At 48.5% G+C, this 15,917-nt stretch carries 19 protein-coding genes; 17 read left to right on the top strand and 2 right to left on the bottom strand.

The window, feature by feature from the left end:
• Nucleotides 1-69 precede the first annotated feature (69 nt).
• From KIS29_01440 to KIS29_01480, 9 genes are all read left to right on the top strand, one after another.
• Nucleotides 70-1,014 (top strand): hypothetical protein, encoded by a 945-nt coding sequence (locus KIS29_01440; protein MBX8638988.1) that lies wholly within the window; start codon nucleotides 70-72, stop codon nucleotides 1,012-1,014.
• Nucleotides 962-3,043: a hypothetical protein gene (locus KIS29_01445; protein ID MBX8638989.1), complete on the top strand. Its 2,082-nt coding sequence runs from the start codon at nucleotides 962-964 to the stop codon at nucleotides 3,041-3,043. The genes KIS29_01440 and KIS29_01445 overlap by 53 nt, the downstream gene beginning before the upstream one ends.
• A 2-nt stretch (nucleotides 3,044-3,045) precedes the next feature.
• On the top strand, nucleotides 3,046-3,573 hold the full coding sequence (locus KIS29_01450) for a hypothetical protein (GenBank protein ID MBX8638990.1): 528 nt from the start codon (nucleotides 3,046-3,048) through the stop codon (nucleotides 3,571-3,573).
• A 5-nt stretch (nucleotides 3,574-3,578) separates the two neighbouring features.
• A complete protein-coding gene (locus KIS29_01455; GenBank protein MBX8638991.1) occupies nucleotides 3,579-3,899 on the top strand; it encodes a hypothetical protein in 321 nt (106 codons plus the stop codon).
• 9 nt (nucleotides 3,900-3,908) lie between these two features.
• Nucleotides 3,909-4,436 (top strand): hypothetical protein, encoded by a 528-nt coding sequence (locus KIS29_01460; protein ID MBX8638992.1) that lies wholly within the window; start codon nucleotides 3,909-3,911, stop codon nucleotides 4,434-4,436.
• Nucleotides 4,433-5,827, top strand: a complete 1,395-nt coding sequence (locus KIS29_01465) for a hypothetical protein (protein ID MBX8638993.1) — start codon at nucleotides 4,433-4,435, stop codon at nucleotides 5,825-5,827. Before KIS29_01460 ends, KIS29_01465 begins: the two co-directional genes overlap by 4 nt.
• Nucleotides 5,814-6,200 carry a hypothetical protein gene (locus tag KIS29_01470; protein ID MBX8638994.1) on the top strand — a complete coding sequence of 129 codons (387 nt, stop codon included), beginning with the start codon at nucleotides 5,814-5,816 and terminating at the stop codon, nucleotides 6,198-6,200. Before KIS29_01465 ends, KIS29_01470 begins: the two co-directional genes overlap by 14 nt.
• A gap of 182 nt (nucleotides 6,201-6,382) precedes the next feature.
• A complete protein-coding gene (locus tag KIS29_01475; protein MBX8638995.1) occupies nucleotides 6,383-7,831 on the top strand; it encodes a helix-turn-helix domain-containing protein in 1,449 nt (482 codons plus the stop codon).
• A 233-nt stretch (nucleotides 7,832-8,064) separates the two neighbouring features.
• Complete coding sequence (locus tag KIS29_01480) at nucleotides 8,065-8,679, top strand: recombinase family protein (GenBank protein MBX8638996.1); 615 nt, start codon at nucleotides 8,065-8,067, stop codon at nucleotides 8,677-8,679.
• A gap of 67 nt (nucleotides 8,680-8,746) precedes the next feature.
• Here KIS29_01480 and KIS29_01485 read toward each other — a convergent pair whose 3' ends face one another.
• The gene (locus KIS29_01485) at nucleotides 8,747-9,244 is read right to left on the bottom strand and encodes a hypothetical protein (protein MBX8638997.1); all 498 of its coding nucleotides are present in this window, start codon (nucleotides 9,242-9,244) and stop codon (nucleotides 8,747-8,749) included.
• A 140-nt stretch (nucleotides 9,245-9,384) separates the two neighbouring features.
• Here KIS29_01485 and KIS29_01490 point away from each other — a divergent pair, with 140 nt between their 5' ends.
• The 8 genes from KIS29_01490 to KIS29_01525 all read left to right on the top strand — a co-directional run bounded on the left by KIS29_01490 (nucleotide 9,385) and on the right by KIS29_01525 (nucleotide 15,425).
• Nucleotides 9,385-9,633, top strand: a complete 249-nt coding sequence (locus KIS29_01490; protein ID MBX8638998.1) for a hypothetical protein — start codon at nucleotides 9,385-9,387, stop codon at nucleotides 9,631-9,633.
• A gap of 135 nt (nucleotides 9,634-9,768) precedes the next feature.
• Complete coding sequence (locus KIS29_01495; protein MBX8638999.1) at nucleotides 9,769-10,347, top strand: hypothetical protein; 579 nt, start codon at nucleotides 9,769-9,771, stop codon at nucleotides 10,345-10,347.
• Between the two features lie 245 nt (nucleotides 10,348-10,592).
• Complete coding sequence (locus KIS29_01500) at nucleotides 10,593-10,832, top strand: hypothetical protein (GenBank protein MBX8639000.1); 240 nt, start codon at nucleotides 10,593-10,595, stop codon at nucleotides 10,830-10,832.
• Nucleotides 10,833-11,111: 279 nt separating this feature from the next.
• Entirely contained in the window at nucleotides 11,112-11,717 is a 606-nt protein-coding gene (locus tag KIS29_01505) for a site-specific integrase (protein ID MBX8639001.1), read from the top strand.
• 1 nt (nucleotide 11,718) lies between these two features.
• The gene (locus tag KIS29_01510; protein ID MBX8639002.1) at nucleotides 11,719-12,642 is read left to right on the top strand and encodes a hypothetical protein; all 924 of its coding nucleotides are present in this window, start codon (nucleotides 11,719-11,721) and stop codon (nucleotides 12,640-12,642) included.
• A gap of 144 nt (nucleotides 12,643-12,786) precedes the next feature.
• Nucleotides 12,787-14,169, top strand: coding sequence for a restriction endonuclease (locus KIS29_01515; GenBank protein ID MBX8639003.1), 1,383 nt, complete (start codon nucleotides 12,787-12,789; stop codon nucleotides 14,167-14,169).
• Nucleotides 14,170-14,172: 3 nt separating this feature from the next.
• Complete coding sequence (locus tag KIS29_01520) at nucleotides 14,173-15,129, top strand: site-specific DNA-methyltransferase (GenBank protein MBX8639004.1); 957 nt, start codon at nucleotides 14,173-14,175, stop codon at nucleotides 15,127-15,129.
• Nucleotides 15,130-15,215: 86 nt separating this feature from the next.
• Complete coding sequence (locus tag KIS29_01525; GenBank protein ID MBX8639005.1) at nucleotides 15,216-15,425, top strand: hypothetical protein; 210 nt, start codon at nucleotides 15,216-15,218, stop codon at nucleotides 15,423-15,425.
• A gap of 4 nt (nucleotides 15,426-15,429) precedes the next feature.
• On the opposite strand, the gene KIS29_01530 is transcribed toward KIS29_01525, so the two are convergent.
• Entirely contained in the window at nucleotides 15,430-15,894 is a 465-nt protein-coding gene (locus tag KIS29_01530) for a hypothetical protein (GenBank protein ID MBX8639006.1), read from the bottom strand.
• Between the last annotated feature and the right edge of the window lie 23 nt (nucleotides 15,895-15,917).

Below are 15,917 nucleotides of genomic sequence, written 5' to 3' on the forward strand. Positions count from 1 at the left end.
TGTGGAAAGGAGAAGTCCTTCTCCACAGCTGGGCTTCGTCCTTTCCCCGGCGGATGGAAAGGGAAAGAATTGAACAAAAAGCTCCTGATTTTGCTGTGTGCCAGCGCAATGATCGTGATGGGCGCTATTGGCGCCGCTCCGCCTCAAGTCTCATCTCACAGAGGAGAGGGCATTGCAGCCTCACCTTCCGTGACACTTGTGGCACCTGTCTTCAGCCTGACGGCGCAGTACAAAGCCGTGAACATCAGTGTCACTAATCAGTCAACATCCACATCCGGTGTCATCAACTACATTGTGCACTACTCGACTTCGTCGGCAATTACGAATGCTACGCAGAACATCTCGACGGTCAACGGGCGCGACTGGATTGAGCTCAGTGCGCTCACGCCGGGCACTGTCTACTATTTCGCAGTTGACGCGGAGAACATGACCGCACCGATAAAGAGCACATCCTTCGGTCCGCTTTCCGCCGTTCAGTCCACTGCTCCGTTGGGCATCTTTTCCTACAATGTGGCCTTAATGAAAATCCATAAAGTAACGAAAGGAAACAAGTCCGGCGACTGGAACATCACTGTTCCGATCGCGACGCTGTCCGGCGCAAACTTCAATTCAATGCAACTGTGGTATGACATGTCGAATGTGAGCGGGTCTGCACTGTTCAGCAGCTCACCCATCCTGCCATCGTATTCAACCATCACAAAGACGAGCTCCAACTGGACGTTCAACGATGTCGTGCTGCCCGCCGGAACTGTCTTTCTGTATGGAGTGTTCAACTTCTCTGTCTCTTCAGGCCCGTACAAGGGTCTTGGTGTCACACAAACAGGCTCACCTGCCAAACATCTGACAACCGGTCCGCAGCCGACAGGCATATTCATCTTCGGCAGCAACGGAGCAATGGCGCTGATACTGTCGCCTCTCGGCACCGTGATCGTCATAGTTGTCGGAGTGCTGGTGGTCTACGTTGTCTTCCGCGGCGGCGAGCACGAGGAGAAAGAGAAGGAAAAGAGGAAATGACGGGAAGGTCGCGCAGGGAGTTGATAAGATGAACTCAACAATCGAAACAGGGAATGTTCACAGGCATGTCAAAGCGCCGGGCAAGCTGCACTCGCAGAATGGCAGAAGGATTCTCATAGCTGCGCTTGTCATTGCGTCTGTGGGAATATTCATCTCATCCTCCACTGTGGTCGAGGCAGCTGTTCCGTGGTACGTCACTGTGGGTGAAACTACAATAGCCGGTGCTGCAATAGGCGGAGCCTTCGGTGGCCCAATTGGTGCGGTAGGAGGAGCAATTGCCGGAGCGGCAGTCGGAGCATTGATAGCATATCAAATTGGACATTCAGCTAAAGGATATACTCCGTCAGTGAATATGTCACCGCAAATACAAGACCAAATAATACAAGCTTACAATACAATTTCAGAAACAGAAAACATAGGATTTACTACTTCATCATTGGTCAATACATCATATTATTATTTTGCGCAAGAAGTAGAATCTTTTGCAACAAGATACATTAACACTTCTCTAAATCAGTCAGAATTGATGTTAATGGCTGGAATATATGCACAACTCGATGGAATACAAATTTCCGTAGTTAGACCTATGGCAACTGAATTAATGTTTCTGCAACAGTATGAACTCGAAAATTATGCTGGTGCTTCAAGCACTGAACAAGCAACTTTTGTTCCAGCAATAACAAATAGCGGTAAAACTGGAAATTCGATTAACCTTGGTGATTACTATTATTTAAATCAAAACAATTCTATATATTTCTGGACTTCTGGATATGTTGAATTGAAAAATATATTCACCGGAAACATAACTAATGTAAGCGCATCATTAAGTTCAGTCACTGATACTACACCATACATAGACTATAATACGGTTCACTATGTTAGAACAGTATCGGGTTCTACAATAATTAATGCCTTATATGGTGGAATTAACTATCTGTCAACTTCTAAAAGGCTTAACCTTACTGGTTCAATATATCAAGTAGTAAAGGAAAACGGTATCATAACTACTGACGGATTATCATTAGGTTCAAATTGGAATGGTCAAATTCAAAATTATTTCACATTAGCTAATACATATATGTTTGTCAATATGAATACTGCTAGTAATAGCTTAGCAGAAGGTTCAGCTGGAATTGTTAACACTACAAGTTCATCATCAATATATCAGTCCGCAACATCAGCAAATAACTACAATGCCCTTGACATAGTTACTTTCGGATCATCACCAGCACCATATTACATCAGTAGCAGTGATAACATACAGGCAAATATATCCTTAGAGCCATATACAAATATGATAAACACATTGAATACAGCTGTAAGTAATGCATATTCTTCAGCTGAAGCATACATAACAATGCTTAGAGATTTAGGCTATACAAACTACTCTCAAATTCCGGCAAATGAAACAATACCTTTTCCATCGTGGTCAGTCCCACTAAGTCTACTCAATAATCACTTCAATGAAACACAACTTATGGCTATGTATTATGCATATCTTGAAAGCCTAAATGCCACATTCCACAACAACAACAATAAGCTCCCAGCGAACTGGACATTCAACGATACTAAATTCCTAAATTCATTCACGATTGAGACCGGAATACTGAATATCACCAATTCCTTCGACGGCTACCACAACATCACCGGAGAATTCATGATCGAGACGAACAGTCAGCACATGAATTTCGCAGTCGGGCACACGACGAAATTCACTGCCCTGACTCCGATAGTGGCTATCAATGCAACGCTCGGCGACCCCACATATATATCAGGCGACCTGATTGAGGCCTCTCCCAACAGCACCATCTATGTGACTGCGCTATCAGTCAATGGCACTTCGGTGACTTCGACGAGCATATATCCTGCCCCGATTACCGTCGTCATCTCACCATTCGTTTCACCCGTCACGCAGCATAATGGCGGCTTCTTCATGCAGAAGGAAGGGCCGCTGGCTACATGGGAATGGATACTCATCGGACTGATATCAGTGGTAGCAGTTGCGGCAATCTTCGAGAGGAGGGACTGAATTTGCCACATGGCAAGTCGTCGTCGCCGCGTCCAAAAGCGGCGCGCGAGGACATCACCGTAAATGTGAATGAGGGCAGGAGGGAGGGAGGCAAGTCCTCCATCCTCAGCATCGTTCTCATTACGCTCTTGGTCTTTGCGGGCGCCTATTACTTTGTTACGACTTATGTCGCAGGCTTTGTCCAGGGCGTGCAGAACTGGTGGGCTGGTGTCGTCAATGGCTGGAACAACTTCTGGAACGGCGTGAAGCATCCGCTCGGCCTCGGCATGCTGCCAATAGGCGCCGTTCTGATGGTCCGCAAGAAGGAGGAGAAGGACAGCGGCAGCGCCGCATGGCTCATTCTCGGCATCCTGTTCATCCTGTTCACTCTCGGCGCGCTCTATGTGACATGGGCGGACTACCTCGTCGCGACTGCATTCAGCGCCCTTGGAAAGGACATATGGGGCAGCCTTCTGTTTCCCGTCGCAGCCGTCATCATCTTTCTGGCGCTCGCAGTCCTCAGCTTCCGCAAATCACATGAACTGGGTTGAGGTGTATGGTGAGGAAGGTCAAAGTCAGGCATCCGGGCAGTCTCCGCAGATATGGCTACAATCTGCATGAATCTGAATCGGCGAGACGGAGAGCGCTCGCGAAGGCCGACAGACGATACGGCCCCGGCAAAGTTGATCAGAAGCTCGATGCGCTTAACAGGTTCAACTCGCATCATCCTGCGAACAAGGGAAAAGTCAGGCAGGACCTGAGATGGAATGAGAAGCGCGACCGCAATGGCAGGCATGAAGAGGTCGTGTGGGTTGACCCCTACACAAGATCGGACGGCACGCATGTGAGGGGTCACGACAGAATCGTCCGCAGGTAGGGCGATACCGTGAAGGCGCAGGGCAGGAAAAGGGAAGAAGACGAAGCCGCCGGCGGCGCAGCGCTGCTGGTGTCGCTCATAATCGATGTGCTTCTTGCGTGGTATATCCTCTCGCCAGTGTTCAAGTCCTCGATGCCCTCCTGGCTCAACATGGGCGTGCTGCCGCTCTGGTCGCTCGAACTGCTCGCAGTCGCAAGCCTGATCGTGACCGTCATTGCAGTCATGAAACTGCTGCCCAGGGACTGGATGGGCGCTGCTCTCCTGCCTGTAGTCAGCATCAATCTCGGCTCTCCTGCCGTCGACAAGGCAATCATCCTGGGCCTTGTCGCCATCACGCTTTATCTCATATTCCGCGAGAGCGTTATCTATGCATCAAAGCGCCATGGCGGGGCGGCAATATTCGCCACTGTGCTGGCAATCGGAATAGCGCTGATATACTTTGGTTCCACGCTGCTTGGCGTCCTTGTTGTGCTCATCTTCATCTTCATGATCATCGTCGTCATCACTCACCGCAGGCAGGAAGGTGAAGACGAATGAAGGTGCACTTTCTGTTCGTTTCCGCGCTTCTGCTGCTCTTCGCCACCGTTCCAGGCGTCGCTATGGCGTCTTCAGGCCCTGTGATGACAGGCATCGTGGCAAACGATGGAACCCTCATGGCTTTCTGGTATCAATCACCGGCCGGGCAGCTCACAGGATCCTATACGCTAATTCACCCTGGCGACACTGTGCAGACCGACACAATTCAGGTATCAATATACGCACCTAATGCAGGCGGAAATATCACACTGAGCGTCGAGCAGTATCAGCTTGTTCCGACAGCGGTCTTCATTCATTCAGGGAACGCCACGGTAACGCAGAATGAGCTCCTGCCCGGCAATATTGTGTGGGACAATCAGACGCTGCAGGCACCATATCGCACAGTGGCGACAGATACGCTGCAGCTGCCGGTTTCATCCGGCATAAGCCACGTCCGATTGAGCTATGACGGCGCTTCAATAGTTTTCCTGCATCACACAAGCCCGATTGTGCTGCCACTTCCCTTCAGCGGTGGCGGTGTCCTGGGTGTGTTTCTCGGCGCGCTCACCCTCGGCAGCATCGTATGGATGGGTGGCACCGGAACGGCTATCAGCGTCATCAGACGGGCAAAATACTGGCCCAGGCTGTCAAGCGCCCAGGCGATGCTAATAGTATTCGGCGGGATGGCTGCCTTCGTATTTCTTGTCGCTCCGTTTTTCTATTCGCTCGGATATCTTTCGTGGTACTGGTGGATCGTGCCGTTCTACCTCGTCTCTGTTCTCATAATGCTGAACCTGTGGCCGTCAAGGGCTTACAGGTGGGAGACCCTGCAGATACAGGGCAATGAGAGCAACACGGAGATGCAGGTATTGCGTCAGGAAATTACAGTTGCCAAGACAGAGGATGGATGGGAGCGCATACATCCATACAGCTACCGTCATGCGGTTGCCCGGTTGTTCGGCATCCACACAAAACTCACATTCGGAGAGAGCGGCCCGGTATGGTATATGAGGACAGGTGATGAAGAGACCCTGTCGTCGCACAAGTCCAGGAAAGTTTCCAGGATATACCTGCTGCCCCCGATGGGTAACGGGATGACAGTCAGATGGTCGCATCTCGGATGGAAGGGGACGGGGAAAATAAAGCGCCCGGGCATAATCGAAGGGGAATGTATCATTCCCATCAGCGGGGAGCAGATGAGACCTGTTGCTGCCGTCCTGGCGGGTCTCATCAACGTGAACGCAGTGTCGCGTGACAGGGAGACAATACGAACAAGGCTCCTCAAGTTCCAGGCGCAACTCCATGCTGGAGCTGTTAAGAGTGACGCATCTGACCTGGAGATATACATGGAGGAGTTCCACGAGCGCAGCATAAATGCGGACAGGAGGCTCGGCAGCGATGATGGGGCGTGACTACCGGCCGTCACGGGCCACTCATATACCGGGCCATGACTGGCTTACGCACGAGCAGTCCGAACTGCTCAGCCAATTGAACGCCGGTTTCAGATCTGAGACTGAATATGAGAAATGGGCGCATAAGGTGCGGACATATAGCGTGCCCGAGAAGGAGGCGCCGGGCCTTAAGGTGCTGTACTCCGCCAACGGCACAATACCGCACGCTCTGCTCACATGGCCGGAAGGCGAAATGAAAAGGAGGTTGGTGATATCTGTCGCAATGTACCTCGTCAGGAAAGGATTCAGGCGCGAGAGCCATGCTGTTCCGCCGCCTGAGGCAACCCCTCTCGAAGCTCTGCCTGGTGTGTCACAATCGCAACGCATTGAGTAATTCGATGTGCTGGGCTTGCGGCTCCTATTTCGCGAGGGATCCACAATGAAAAGGAGAACAGGCGTCTGTGACAACTGCAGAAGGAGAGATGCCGTTTACACATACGGTTCACGCCATTTTTGCAGAGCATGTTATAATAGGGAGGTGAGCTCGCGAAGAGGAATGAGAGCGCTGCTGATCATGTGACGCTGGGCGAATCGGTGACACCGAAGAAGCTGACGATGGCGACCAATCGCCTCACTTATGAGCTGCTCGACAGGGCGCTCGAGGAGTTGCGCACGCAATATTCGCTGTATGACGACCTGCTCGGGTTCCCTTCCGTTCGCCTCTTTGTCGACCACATCGAGATGCAGGCGCGGAATCACCCGTATTTTCGCGTCTACATGACGAAGGTAGAGGCGATCCTGCGTGAATTCTCTGATGGTCACCCCGACATAATGCACGTCACATGGAGGGAATCGCACCGTCGGTTTGCGTTGGCATATGAGCTCGGCAAGGAGATAGGCATCATCGATGTCGAGGAACGTGGATCGCACGATGGCGCAGGCGGAATGGTGGAGATAGTCGAGGCCTCTCCTGAGTTGTTTCTTTTGCCTTGGATAGAAGACAGGATATGGAAGAAGCAACAGAATGCCATGATTGCAGTCGTGGGACTTCCTGGCTCAGGGAAGTCATATGGCGCCATAGACATTGCGCTCGAACTCGTCGAGCGAAGTAAAGGCAAGGAGGAATGCTTCCACTTCGATGTCGAGCGCGATGTGATTTTCGACATCGATACGCTGGTTGACATGGCCTACAGGCGTGACGAGCGGCTGCCCAGAGGCCAGATAATCATATTCGACGACATGGGCGTCGGTGCCGGAAACCGTGACTGGCAGAGCGATTACAATGTCATTTTGGGGAAGATTGCGCAGAGCTTCAGATTCATGGGCTTCGTGCTGCTTGTGACAATGCCCAAAATTGAGTTCATCGAGAAGCAGGTGCGGGAGCTGCTGGCCGCAAAACTCATAAGCATGACGAACGAGAACGGCGAGAACATCATTGGGTGCTTCAGCCTGGAGGTAGCCTGCCAGTACGGAGAGGATATCATCTATCTTCCGCCGCAGCTGGACAGGGGAGATTTCCCTGACGAATTGGGTTTCGAGATACGGGCTGAAAGGATCCAGTTGTCTTCACTGCGTCTCCGTGAGCCTCAGAAACCCGTCACCGAGCTCTATGAGGCAAGGAAAGAGAGCGAGCTGCGGGCACAGGTCGTGAAATTGAGGGATGAGATAGAACAGGCCAAGAACATGGACGCAGTCAGACGCGAGGCTTTGACCGCGAAATACACAGCGTTAAAGGAAAAGGTCGAGGAACTGGCAGAGGCTGAGGTCGAAGCGAAGAAGGCCAAATTCGAAGCGGAAATCGAGGAGGCCGAGACCAGGAAGCAGAAAGCGAGGCGGGAGAGGAAAATGATCCAGCATGCGAATGAGGAAGAGGAGAGGCGCAAGAAGAAAATCATCCAGCTTGTAATGGAGGGAAAGAGCCAGGCAGAGATAGCCAAGGAGATGGGTGTATCAAATCAGGCCATTAATCAGGCAATTCGTAGGCTTAGAAACAGGGGAGAGCTCACAACAATCACTCAAGGTTGATACCGGATATGAAACCATCGCTGTCAAATCTGGAGCTACTTATTGTTATAGCTTCCGCGTGAAGGCATGAGGGGTCGGGCCGTTTTTCGCCTCGTAGCCCTCAGGCCGGCACGCGGGGTTCCCAACACTTCATGCAGAAGTGTGCGATTAGGCTGCCCTGAATCAACATAAATGGCGGACTTTTCGACGCCCTGTATGGAAATATCAAATACAATGTGTCAGCTGTATGCTCAATGCGTGTTGCACTCTATGCCCGCGTTTCCACCAAGGACAGGGAACAGGATCCTGAGAATCAGCTGATGCGGCTCAGAGATTACTGCCGTTTAAGAGGCTGGGATTTCATAGAATTTGTAGATCATGCTTCCGGAGCCAAGACGGACAGGCCTGCGCTCAATGAACTGATGTGCAAACTCTCAATGTTTGACGGCATCCTGGTCCTCCGCCTGGATAGATTCGGCAGGTCTGTCTCTGACCTCACATTGAAGATACGGCAAATTAGGGACATGGGCCTGTTCTTCGAAGCTGTCGACCAGGGACTGCGTATATCGGGAGACGAGAGAGATGCAGTCTCGGGACTGATGTATAACGTCCTCGCTTCTGTGGCCGAGTTCGAGAGGGAGTTGATTTCTGACAGAGTAAGAGATGGCATAACCCGGGCACGAAAGCAGGGCAAACGGCTAGGCAGGAGGCCTGTGGCGGAACAAAGAGGCGTCAGCATTGAGCAGGTGTTTGCCTTGAGAGACAGCGGCAAGAGCATCAGGGAGATATCACAGGCGGTTGGAATAGGCAGAGGCTCTGTGCATAGGATATTGCTGTCACGAAATCCCCCTGTCGAAAACGAAGCCTGATTCACGCAAGGAACGTCCCCTGTCCCAGAAACAGTTGTTTGTGGGACGGTAATTTCTCAGTTTCGATTCATTTTTTCATTTTTTTTTGGGAAAAGGACTTCATATCTCCCGAGCCGTCGAAATGTAACAATATGTATTTACTACGGATACCCAAAACAGGCTTATGTTGCACGACTACATCGTAACTATTTTGTCGAATCTCCTCAATTGTGTGGTATTTTCCAATATAACCTCTCACGATAATCTCCGAATTCCTTCCAAGGTAGGGAAGCTCCCCGCATTCACTGCCATGGGGTCCTTTGATGTGCCACTTCAGCAACCGAGCAACTCCAGGTCCGCCATTTGAAATGACTAGGTTGAGATAGTCGTTCGCGATTACCCCTCCCTCACCAAATCTATTGGGACCCAATTTATTATCAGGATAATCGAATAATGTTCCTTCTGGTAAATTCTGCGTCACCAGTCTTGCCCATACTGTTGCGGCATTCGCGAAAAGAAAGTTCATAACAGTCAATAGAATCGCTATTGCCGAAATAATGATGCCCAGATAAGAAACAAATTCCATAGGCCGTCATCCACATTATGTGTTGGCCCTTGTTAAGTCTAACGGAATATCGAGGTTCCATCTGTCGGCCACCCCTCCCCCCCAAACGCATATTAATGATGTGCGTCTCCCCAGACTTCTGCAAGATGAGAGGCGGATGAATGACAAAAGAGAACGGATTTGTGAAGGAATACTACATGGGCAGGAAAGACCAGTTCGACGTGGATTACGCGCTCTTCAGGGAAGCCGCTATAAGAATCGTCAGTCCCAGATGGGGAGGGAACTCACAAGAGGAAAATTATAACCTTCCAGCAGTTCAAAAACTTCTCCGACGAGGAAAAAACAGCAAACACGGAGTGTCTTTCGTAATAATTGGGACCATCCTTCTCGTACTCGCCCTCTCGATATGAACTTCAAGAAAGTGGGAAAGAGTCTGGGTCTGATATTGAGAGCAAAATGTATTTCAGGAACGAAGCTTGCATTATTGATATCGGCAGATATAGCCGATCCGAAAAGACTTTAAAGCCACTAAAGCCACTTGAAAATTGGAAAAGTTGATGATGCACATGGAGTTCAGGCTAAAAGACAATTGGTTCGACTATCTAATGTCTGGATTCTTTTCAGGAGTCTTCTTTGCACTTATTGTGGTTGGGTACGCGTTTAAAGATGTGGCGATGCCATTTTCATACTTGATTGCAACTTTCGGTGCGTTCGTACTATTCATTGTAACATTCATTGGCGCTTCATTTCGAAGTAAGAACAAATTTTCTTCCAGTGAATATAGACAAGGGTACGCAGATGCAGAGAGTGGTATTAAGTTTTCCATTCCCTGTGTTGTATGTGGTAGCCCTGTTCTTGTTGGCAATAAGTCTCCAGTATATGAGCAAGTGAAGAAGCATTTATCTGATCTTGGAATTCAACATAAGACCTGTCTTGGTTCTGCCGCTACCCCTAAACTGTCAGCACAACAGGCAATAGACATGGCACTGGCATATGTAAAGACACAATCTAAAGGCAACGGAAATGTGGCAGACCCTATCTGCTCGAAATGCAGCGCACGAGTACCGTCAAGTTCAAAGTTCTGCAATTCATGCGGCTCCCCTATTGCGCCATCGCCAAAATAAGAAAGTGACTGCCTAATCTTATAATGATGTGTCGACATGTGCACCGAGTGTAATTATCGAGAGGCAATTCTTCGCACAGCCGCCTCGCCATATTCGTGCCCGGACAACAAGGCTGCATCCGATTATTGAGCTAACAGTTAATCTTTCATACACAGATAAGTGTTAGGAGGCGGTCTCAGGCCAAATATCAGTCTTAGCAACTCTTATACTACAATTTAATTATGCACAGCAACAATTTCGACGCAATGAAGTCACAATACAACCTTACCACCGATCAATTGGAAAGGGTGAAGGTTATCCTACTCACAACACGTTATTATAACGTGGCCAAGAGGGTCAAGAATGAGATAGGAGTACCCAAAAGAAACTATCGTTCAATAATGAAAGCTCATTTCCCAGAGTTCCTTGCTGGTGTTGAAATCGCCGATACTCTGATCTACACTTTTGCAGCATTATTTGCTCTTGCTCTGCTACATGTTCTGTGAAACCGAGTTAATCTTTGATACACAAAAGTTAACTTTTCCCTAGTTCCAGACCCGTTTTCAGACATGGGCCGTTGCGGGGACCCTATGAAAAAGTTAATCATTCCGAAAAACGATTAACTCGCAATGCAAACCTGGAGCTGCCCATGTCTCATTCAAAGTTCTGCAAGTGCGGAAAGCCGACGGACAGCGTCGGAGCCTGCCCCACGTGCGGACAGTTCCCGGCCTTCTGCAGGTGCGAACATGTCCGGTTCCCCGGAGGTCTGACGCACAGTGCAGGGGATGGTGCCTTATGCACAGGGTGCACTCCGACTGAAGGAGTATGACAAGCTCCCGCCGCACATCACCAGGGAACAATATCTGAATCTGCTCAATGCCGTGGAAAGGAAGTATTCGTCCGCAGGACAGTGGGCGAAGAAGGCAAAGTATTACAGGGACAGGGACAAACTCCTCCTGCGGCTGATGTGGGAAACGGGAGGCAGGATAGGCGATATTCTGAACATCGTGCCTGGGAATTTCGACTTCGACAGGAAGGTTCTCAACCTCGGTGTGAAGAAGAGAAAGAACACCAACACCATACCGCTTGATGATGGTCTCCTGCTCGAGGTCAGCAACTATCTCAGAAACTACGCTGTCGGCGGCAAATTGTGTGATTTCTATAAAGTGCAGGCCTGGAAGATTGTGAGAGCGTACGGGAGGGAGACTGGAATTGATGTGCATCCTCACATGTTCAGGCATGGGCTTGCCATACATTTGCTTGAGAACAATGTGCCTATACCGATAATCTCGGCGAGGTTGGGCCATTCAAATGTGCTGACGACCATGAGGTATTATCTCGTGATAACGCCGGAAGTCCAGAGACAGTTCATGCAGGGAGTCAGACTGTGATATGGAGCCTAAGGACAAGTTTGGAAGACATTTGTATGGAAAAGTTTGGCTTCAATTATGTGAGAATGGCGTGAAATTGAAACAAGCAGGGTACTGGGAAAGTAAAAAGAAACCAAACCTGTTCATGAAAATAGAGGGTGACTTCTCATTGTACGCCGACATGCGAGGAACTGAAGAAGTACCTATCTGGGAGGATACAAGTCCGTTGTTTTATGCATATCCAAAAGATCGGAAAGAGGCCGACCAATATCAAACCGAAACGATAAGAACAATAATTGCCTCTGAAATCTATAAGTTGTATTCTGCAGGTCTCGATGTGAGACTTAGTTTTTACGATCAATGTGAGCCGGGCGGCCAGAGCTTTGACGTTTACTACCAATGTGTAAACTGCGATATGCCTTTTGGGTACGTTTCACAAGAACCGTATTGCGATAGGTGTGAGGAACAGCATGATGCGGAGGAATCAGCGAGAGACAAACGGAACGCAGTTATAACATTGAACCATGCTGAAAAGTGTGTGGTATGTGGAGTGCGAATCCTAAGCAAAAACAAACTCGTTAGCATGAAACAAAATCTGGAAGAAGTTACCGATATTGAAGAGGGGCAAGTTCACCATACACATTACATCCCAGAAAAAACAATCAGTACTTGTCGTCAATGTCACTCTAAAATACATCGCTCGAAAGATCCCTACTACCAGCAATTCAAAGCTGAAATAACCAGAAAGGAATTTCAAAAGATTGTGTCGGAACGTGCAAAGGAAAGAAAACAATGGCGATTGAAATGTCATACATTCATGAGACATGCAAAGGAAGAGAGAGAAAAGGAAGAGAGAGAACAAAAACGACTGAAAGATCCTTACCATGCATTTGTAGTTGAGCGGAGAAACCAAAAAGTAAAAGCACGGGAACCGAAGATAAAATGAAGAAGATATACGACCGACGAGCGCGACGTCGACCCGTATTTTGCGAGGCGATTGAGCCTTTGCCAAGCGCATTCCATCAAATGAAAGGAAACGAGATATTTTATTACCCAATCCACGTTCACCATTCGCGGGGATGCTATAGTTTTGAAGAGAAAAAAATCTGATTTGCCCTTCGGCTCGCAATTCAGTCCTTCTCAAATATCTATTGAGGAGGTGCTGGAACTCGTAAACGAGAATCGGGGAGCTACACGACAGTTTACTAATAATATACGGGATCGTTTTTTTGATAAACATGCGAACGGAGATCCGAAGCAACAAATGGAACTTGCGAAAAACGTGAGGCTTTCATTGCGGTCATATGGAATTATCGGGGAAGACGAGCAGATGACTGAGTTCGGCAAAAGACTTTACGAACTTAAGGACAGAGGTGATGAATTCTATAAGTTATTGTCCCAACATATTTTGCTTGAACTGAAGGGTCTGGATTTACTTCGAGCTGTAAGTAATTTGAAAGCCCTCCGCTTGCAAACGGACCTCGTATCTATCGCTCGAGAACTGAAAGAATATGGAATATACGTGCCAGAATCAGGGACCCATATTTCAACGATGAAACAATGGTTGCAAAAGGCTGGAATTGTTGACGAACAGTGGAACATTAATCAAACGCTTTTGAGAAAACTCATTGGTTATAACCTGCAGGAGATTGATGTATTTTCAGATTTCGGTCCTGAAATGAGAGGATTCCTCAGGGCATTAGCGTCTCTCGCTCCTATTGACTGGATATCTTCATGGGATGTTGCAAGGCATGCGCAGTCGATGAGTCATGTAAAATTTGACGCAAAAAACCTGAGAGAGCAAATCGTCTTTCCACTTCGGGATGAAGGCTTAATCGAAATCAGAAAATCCACCAGCGGTAGGGGCGCCAAGCCATATGAGATAAAAGTGACTGATGAATTCAAATCTCAGTATATTTTGCCAATATTGGAAGTGTTATCCGAGTCGGGCGATGTTCCTATCCACACATTATCCAAGCCTCTGTTTGATGTTCTGAATGACGTAGAAAGTGATGACACTTACATCAAGGGAAAAGGACTTGAAATGCTGGCTATGCACTTGTGTCGTCTGCTTGGTCTGCACATCACCTCCTGGCGGCGACGTGGAACAGAGACTGGTGGAGCTGAAGTGGATTTAATAGCAGAGGGGACAAATTATGTTTTTTCAAGATGGGAACTTCAATGCAAGAACACATCACAAGTTACGCTAGACAATATTGCCAGAGAGGTTGGCGTCTCTCTGCATTCAAGAGCCAATGCCATCCTGATTGTTACCACAGGAAAGTTTTCAAGAGATGCTGTCAGTTTTGCAGAGCAGACAACGATAAAATCGCCACTCAGTATTATCTTGATGGATGCGGCCGACCTCAGGCAAGTTATAAGTGATCCATCCTCAATAGGTGCGATATTGAGAAAGCAGGCCAATAAAGCGATGCAACTAAATAAACAAATAAGACCTGAGAGAGAGGGCTGAGAAATGGTAAGAACTGGACCACAGTGGTTGGATGCATTGAAATTACCGCCATTCTATTACAGAACCGGACTCGGTGCTGCTTTCTTGGGTGATTCGATCAAGCTTTGCAGAAAATTGCCAGATAATTCGATAGACTTGATAATGACATCACCGCCCTTTGCGCTGAGGCGTAAAAAGGAATATGGCAATGTCGAAGCGAGCGAATATGTTGAATGGTTTCAGCCATTCGCTGAAGAATTTTACAGGGCCCTGAAACCCAAAGGAAGTTTGGTCATTGATATTGGGGGGTCTTGGAACGAAGGATTTCCCACTCGCTCTGTATATCAATACGAGCTGCTTCTGTCGCTCGTTCGTATGGGTTTCTATCTTTGCCAAGATTTCTTTTGGTATAATCCAGCTAAGCTTCCTTCTCCTGCAGAATGGGTAAATGTTCGTAGGATCAGAGTGAAAGACGCCGTTGATCCTGTTTGGTGGCTATCCAAAGACCCTTTCCCAAAAGCGAACAATAGAAAAGTGCTCAAGGAGTATAGCAATTCGATGCAACAGCTGTTACTGAATGGGTACAAGCCAAAACTCCGCCCTTCCGGACATGACATAACTTCTAAGTTTTCACACGATCATGGTGGGGCCATACCTCCTAACATCCTGATAGCCGCAAACACGGAATCCAACAGCCTTTATCTGAGATCATGCAAAGCAGCCAACATGAATCCACATCCGGCGCGTTATCCGTTGAAACTACCCAAATTCTTCATTGAATTCCTAACAGATGAAGGCGATATAGTGCTGGATCCGTTCGCTGGAAGCAACGTTACAGGAGAAGCATCAGAAATATTGAAACGAAAATGGTTGGCGTTTGAAATTATCGAGAACTACGTTGTTGGTTCCAAATTTAGATTTGATAAGGTAATAAGCAAGGGGAAACCGTCATCAGTGTTGGAACACTACGTTGAGGCATGATGAATACCTTTCGCCCACCCCTCTCCCCAAAACGCATATTAAGGATGTGCATCTCCCCACACCTCCGCAAGATAAGAGGTAGATGAATGACAAAAGAGAACGGATTCGTGAAAGAGTATTACACAGGTAGGAAAGACCAGTTCGACGTGGATTACGCGCTCTTCAGGGAAGCCGCAAAGGCAGCCAAGACGAAAGAGGAGCTTGTTGGCATGCTGAACGAAAAGTATCAATTCGTGATATCAAGAATCGCCGAGAAGAGGGCCAACACACTCAAGGAAGACCTCGGACTGATTTAGATTTCTATTTGGCTGCTCCTGCAGCCTCAAACCCTTTTCCCTCTTCTTCTGCTGTCCCATGGCGCCTGATTGCATTCCCTGCCTCTTGTAGGGCCGAGTTGAATTCGTCGCGGCCGACAGCCACGCACCTTGTGCCGTACTCCCTGCAGTATCCCTTGCAGGTGTTGATACCGGTCCTCTTGTCTTCCTCAACAATCAGCTTGTAGGCCCTCCCAAAAGCTTCCAGGACGTCGGAAGCCTCGCGGGCTGTTATGTTCCACAGATTGTCCTGATAGAACTCACCGAACTGCCTGAGCCTGTTGAATATGCTCAGCGGTGCGATGCTTGTATTCTTGAGGAATGAATTCAGCATCTCATCTCCGGTGCTCTTTCCGAGCAGCTGCAGCATGTCCTTTGGCATCTCTGCCAGAACCGCCGGCCTGGACCATGCCTTCCTTCGCTTCCATGGTAAGAGGTTTTCGATGTTCATGCACTGGCCAGTAGCCACGCTGG

Origin of the sequence: Candidatus Sysuiplasma jiujiangense, from assembly GCA_019721075.1 — an archaeon.
GTDB classification, from domain to species: Archaea; Thermoplasmatota; Thermoplasmata; order Sysuiplasmatales; family Sysuiplasmataceae; genus Sysuiplasma; species Sysuiplasma jiujiangense.

Excerpts from the sequence above, each read along its gene's own strand:
- KIS29_01455 (MBX8638991.1), top strand. The coding sequence starts at position 3,579 with ATGGTGAGGAAGGTCAAAGTCAGGCATCCGGGCAGTCTCCGCAGATAT.
- KIS29_01465 (MBX8638993.1), top strand. The coding sequence starts at position 4,433 with ATGAAGGTGCACTTTCTGTTCGTTTCCGCGCTTCTGCTGCTCTTCGCC.
- KIS29_01470 (MBX8638994.1), top strand. The coding sequence starts at position 5,814 with ATGATGGGGCGTGACTACCGGCCGTCACGGGCCACTCATATACCGGGC.
- KIS29_01480 (MBX8638996.1), top strand. The coding sequence starts at position 8,065 with ATGCGTGTTGCACTCTATGCCCGCGTTTCCACCAAGGACAGGGAACAG.
- KIS29_01485 (MBX8638997.1), bottom strand. The coding sequence starts at position 9,244 with ATGGAATTTGTTTCTTATCTGGGCATCATTATTTCGGCAATAGCGATT.
- KIS29_01490 (MBX8638998.1), top strand. The coding sequence starts at position 9,385 with ATGACAAAAGAGAACGGATTTGTGAAGGAATACTACATGGGCAGGAAA.
- KIS29_01500 (MBX8639000.1), top strand. The coding sequence starts at position 10,593 with ATGAAGTCACAATACAACCTTACCACCGATCAATTGGAAAGGGTGAAG.
- KIS29_01505 (MBX8639001.1), top strand. The coding sequence starts at position 11,112 with ATGGTGCCTTATGCACAGGGTGCACTCCGACTGAAGGAGTATGACAAG.
- KIS29_01510 (MBX8639002.1), top strand. The coding sequence starts at position 11,719 with ATGGAGCCTAAGGACAAGTTTGGAAGACATTTGTATGGAAAAGTTTGG.
- KIS29_01520 (MBX8639004.1), top strand. The coding sequence starts at position 14,173 with ATGGTAAGAACTGGACCACAGTGGTTGGATGCATTGAAATTACCGCCA.
- KIS29_01525 (MBX8639005.1), top strand. The coding sequence starts at position 15,216 with ATGACAAAAGAGAACGGATTCGTGAAAGAGTATTACACAGGTAGGAAA.
- KIS29_01530 (MBX8639006.1), bottom strand. The coding sequence starts at position 15,894 with ATGAACATCGAAAACCTCTTACCATGGAAGCGAAGGAAGGCATGGTCC.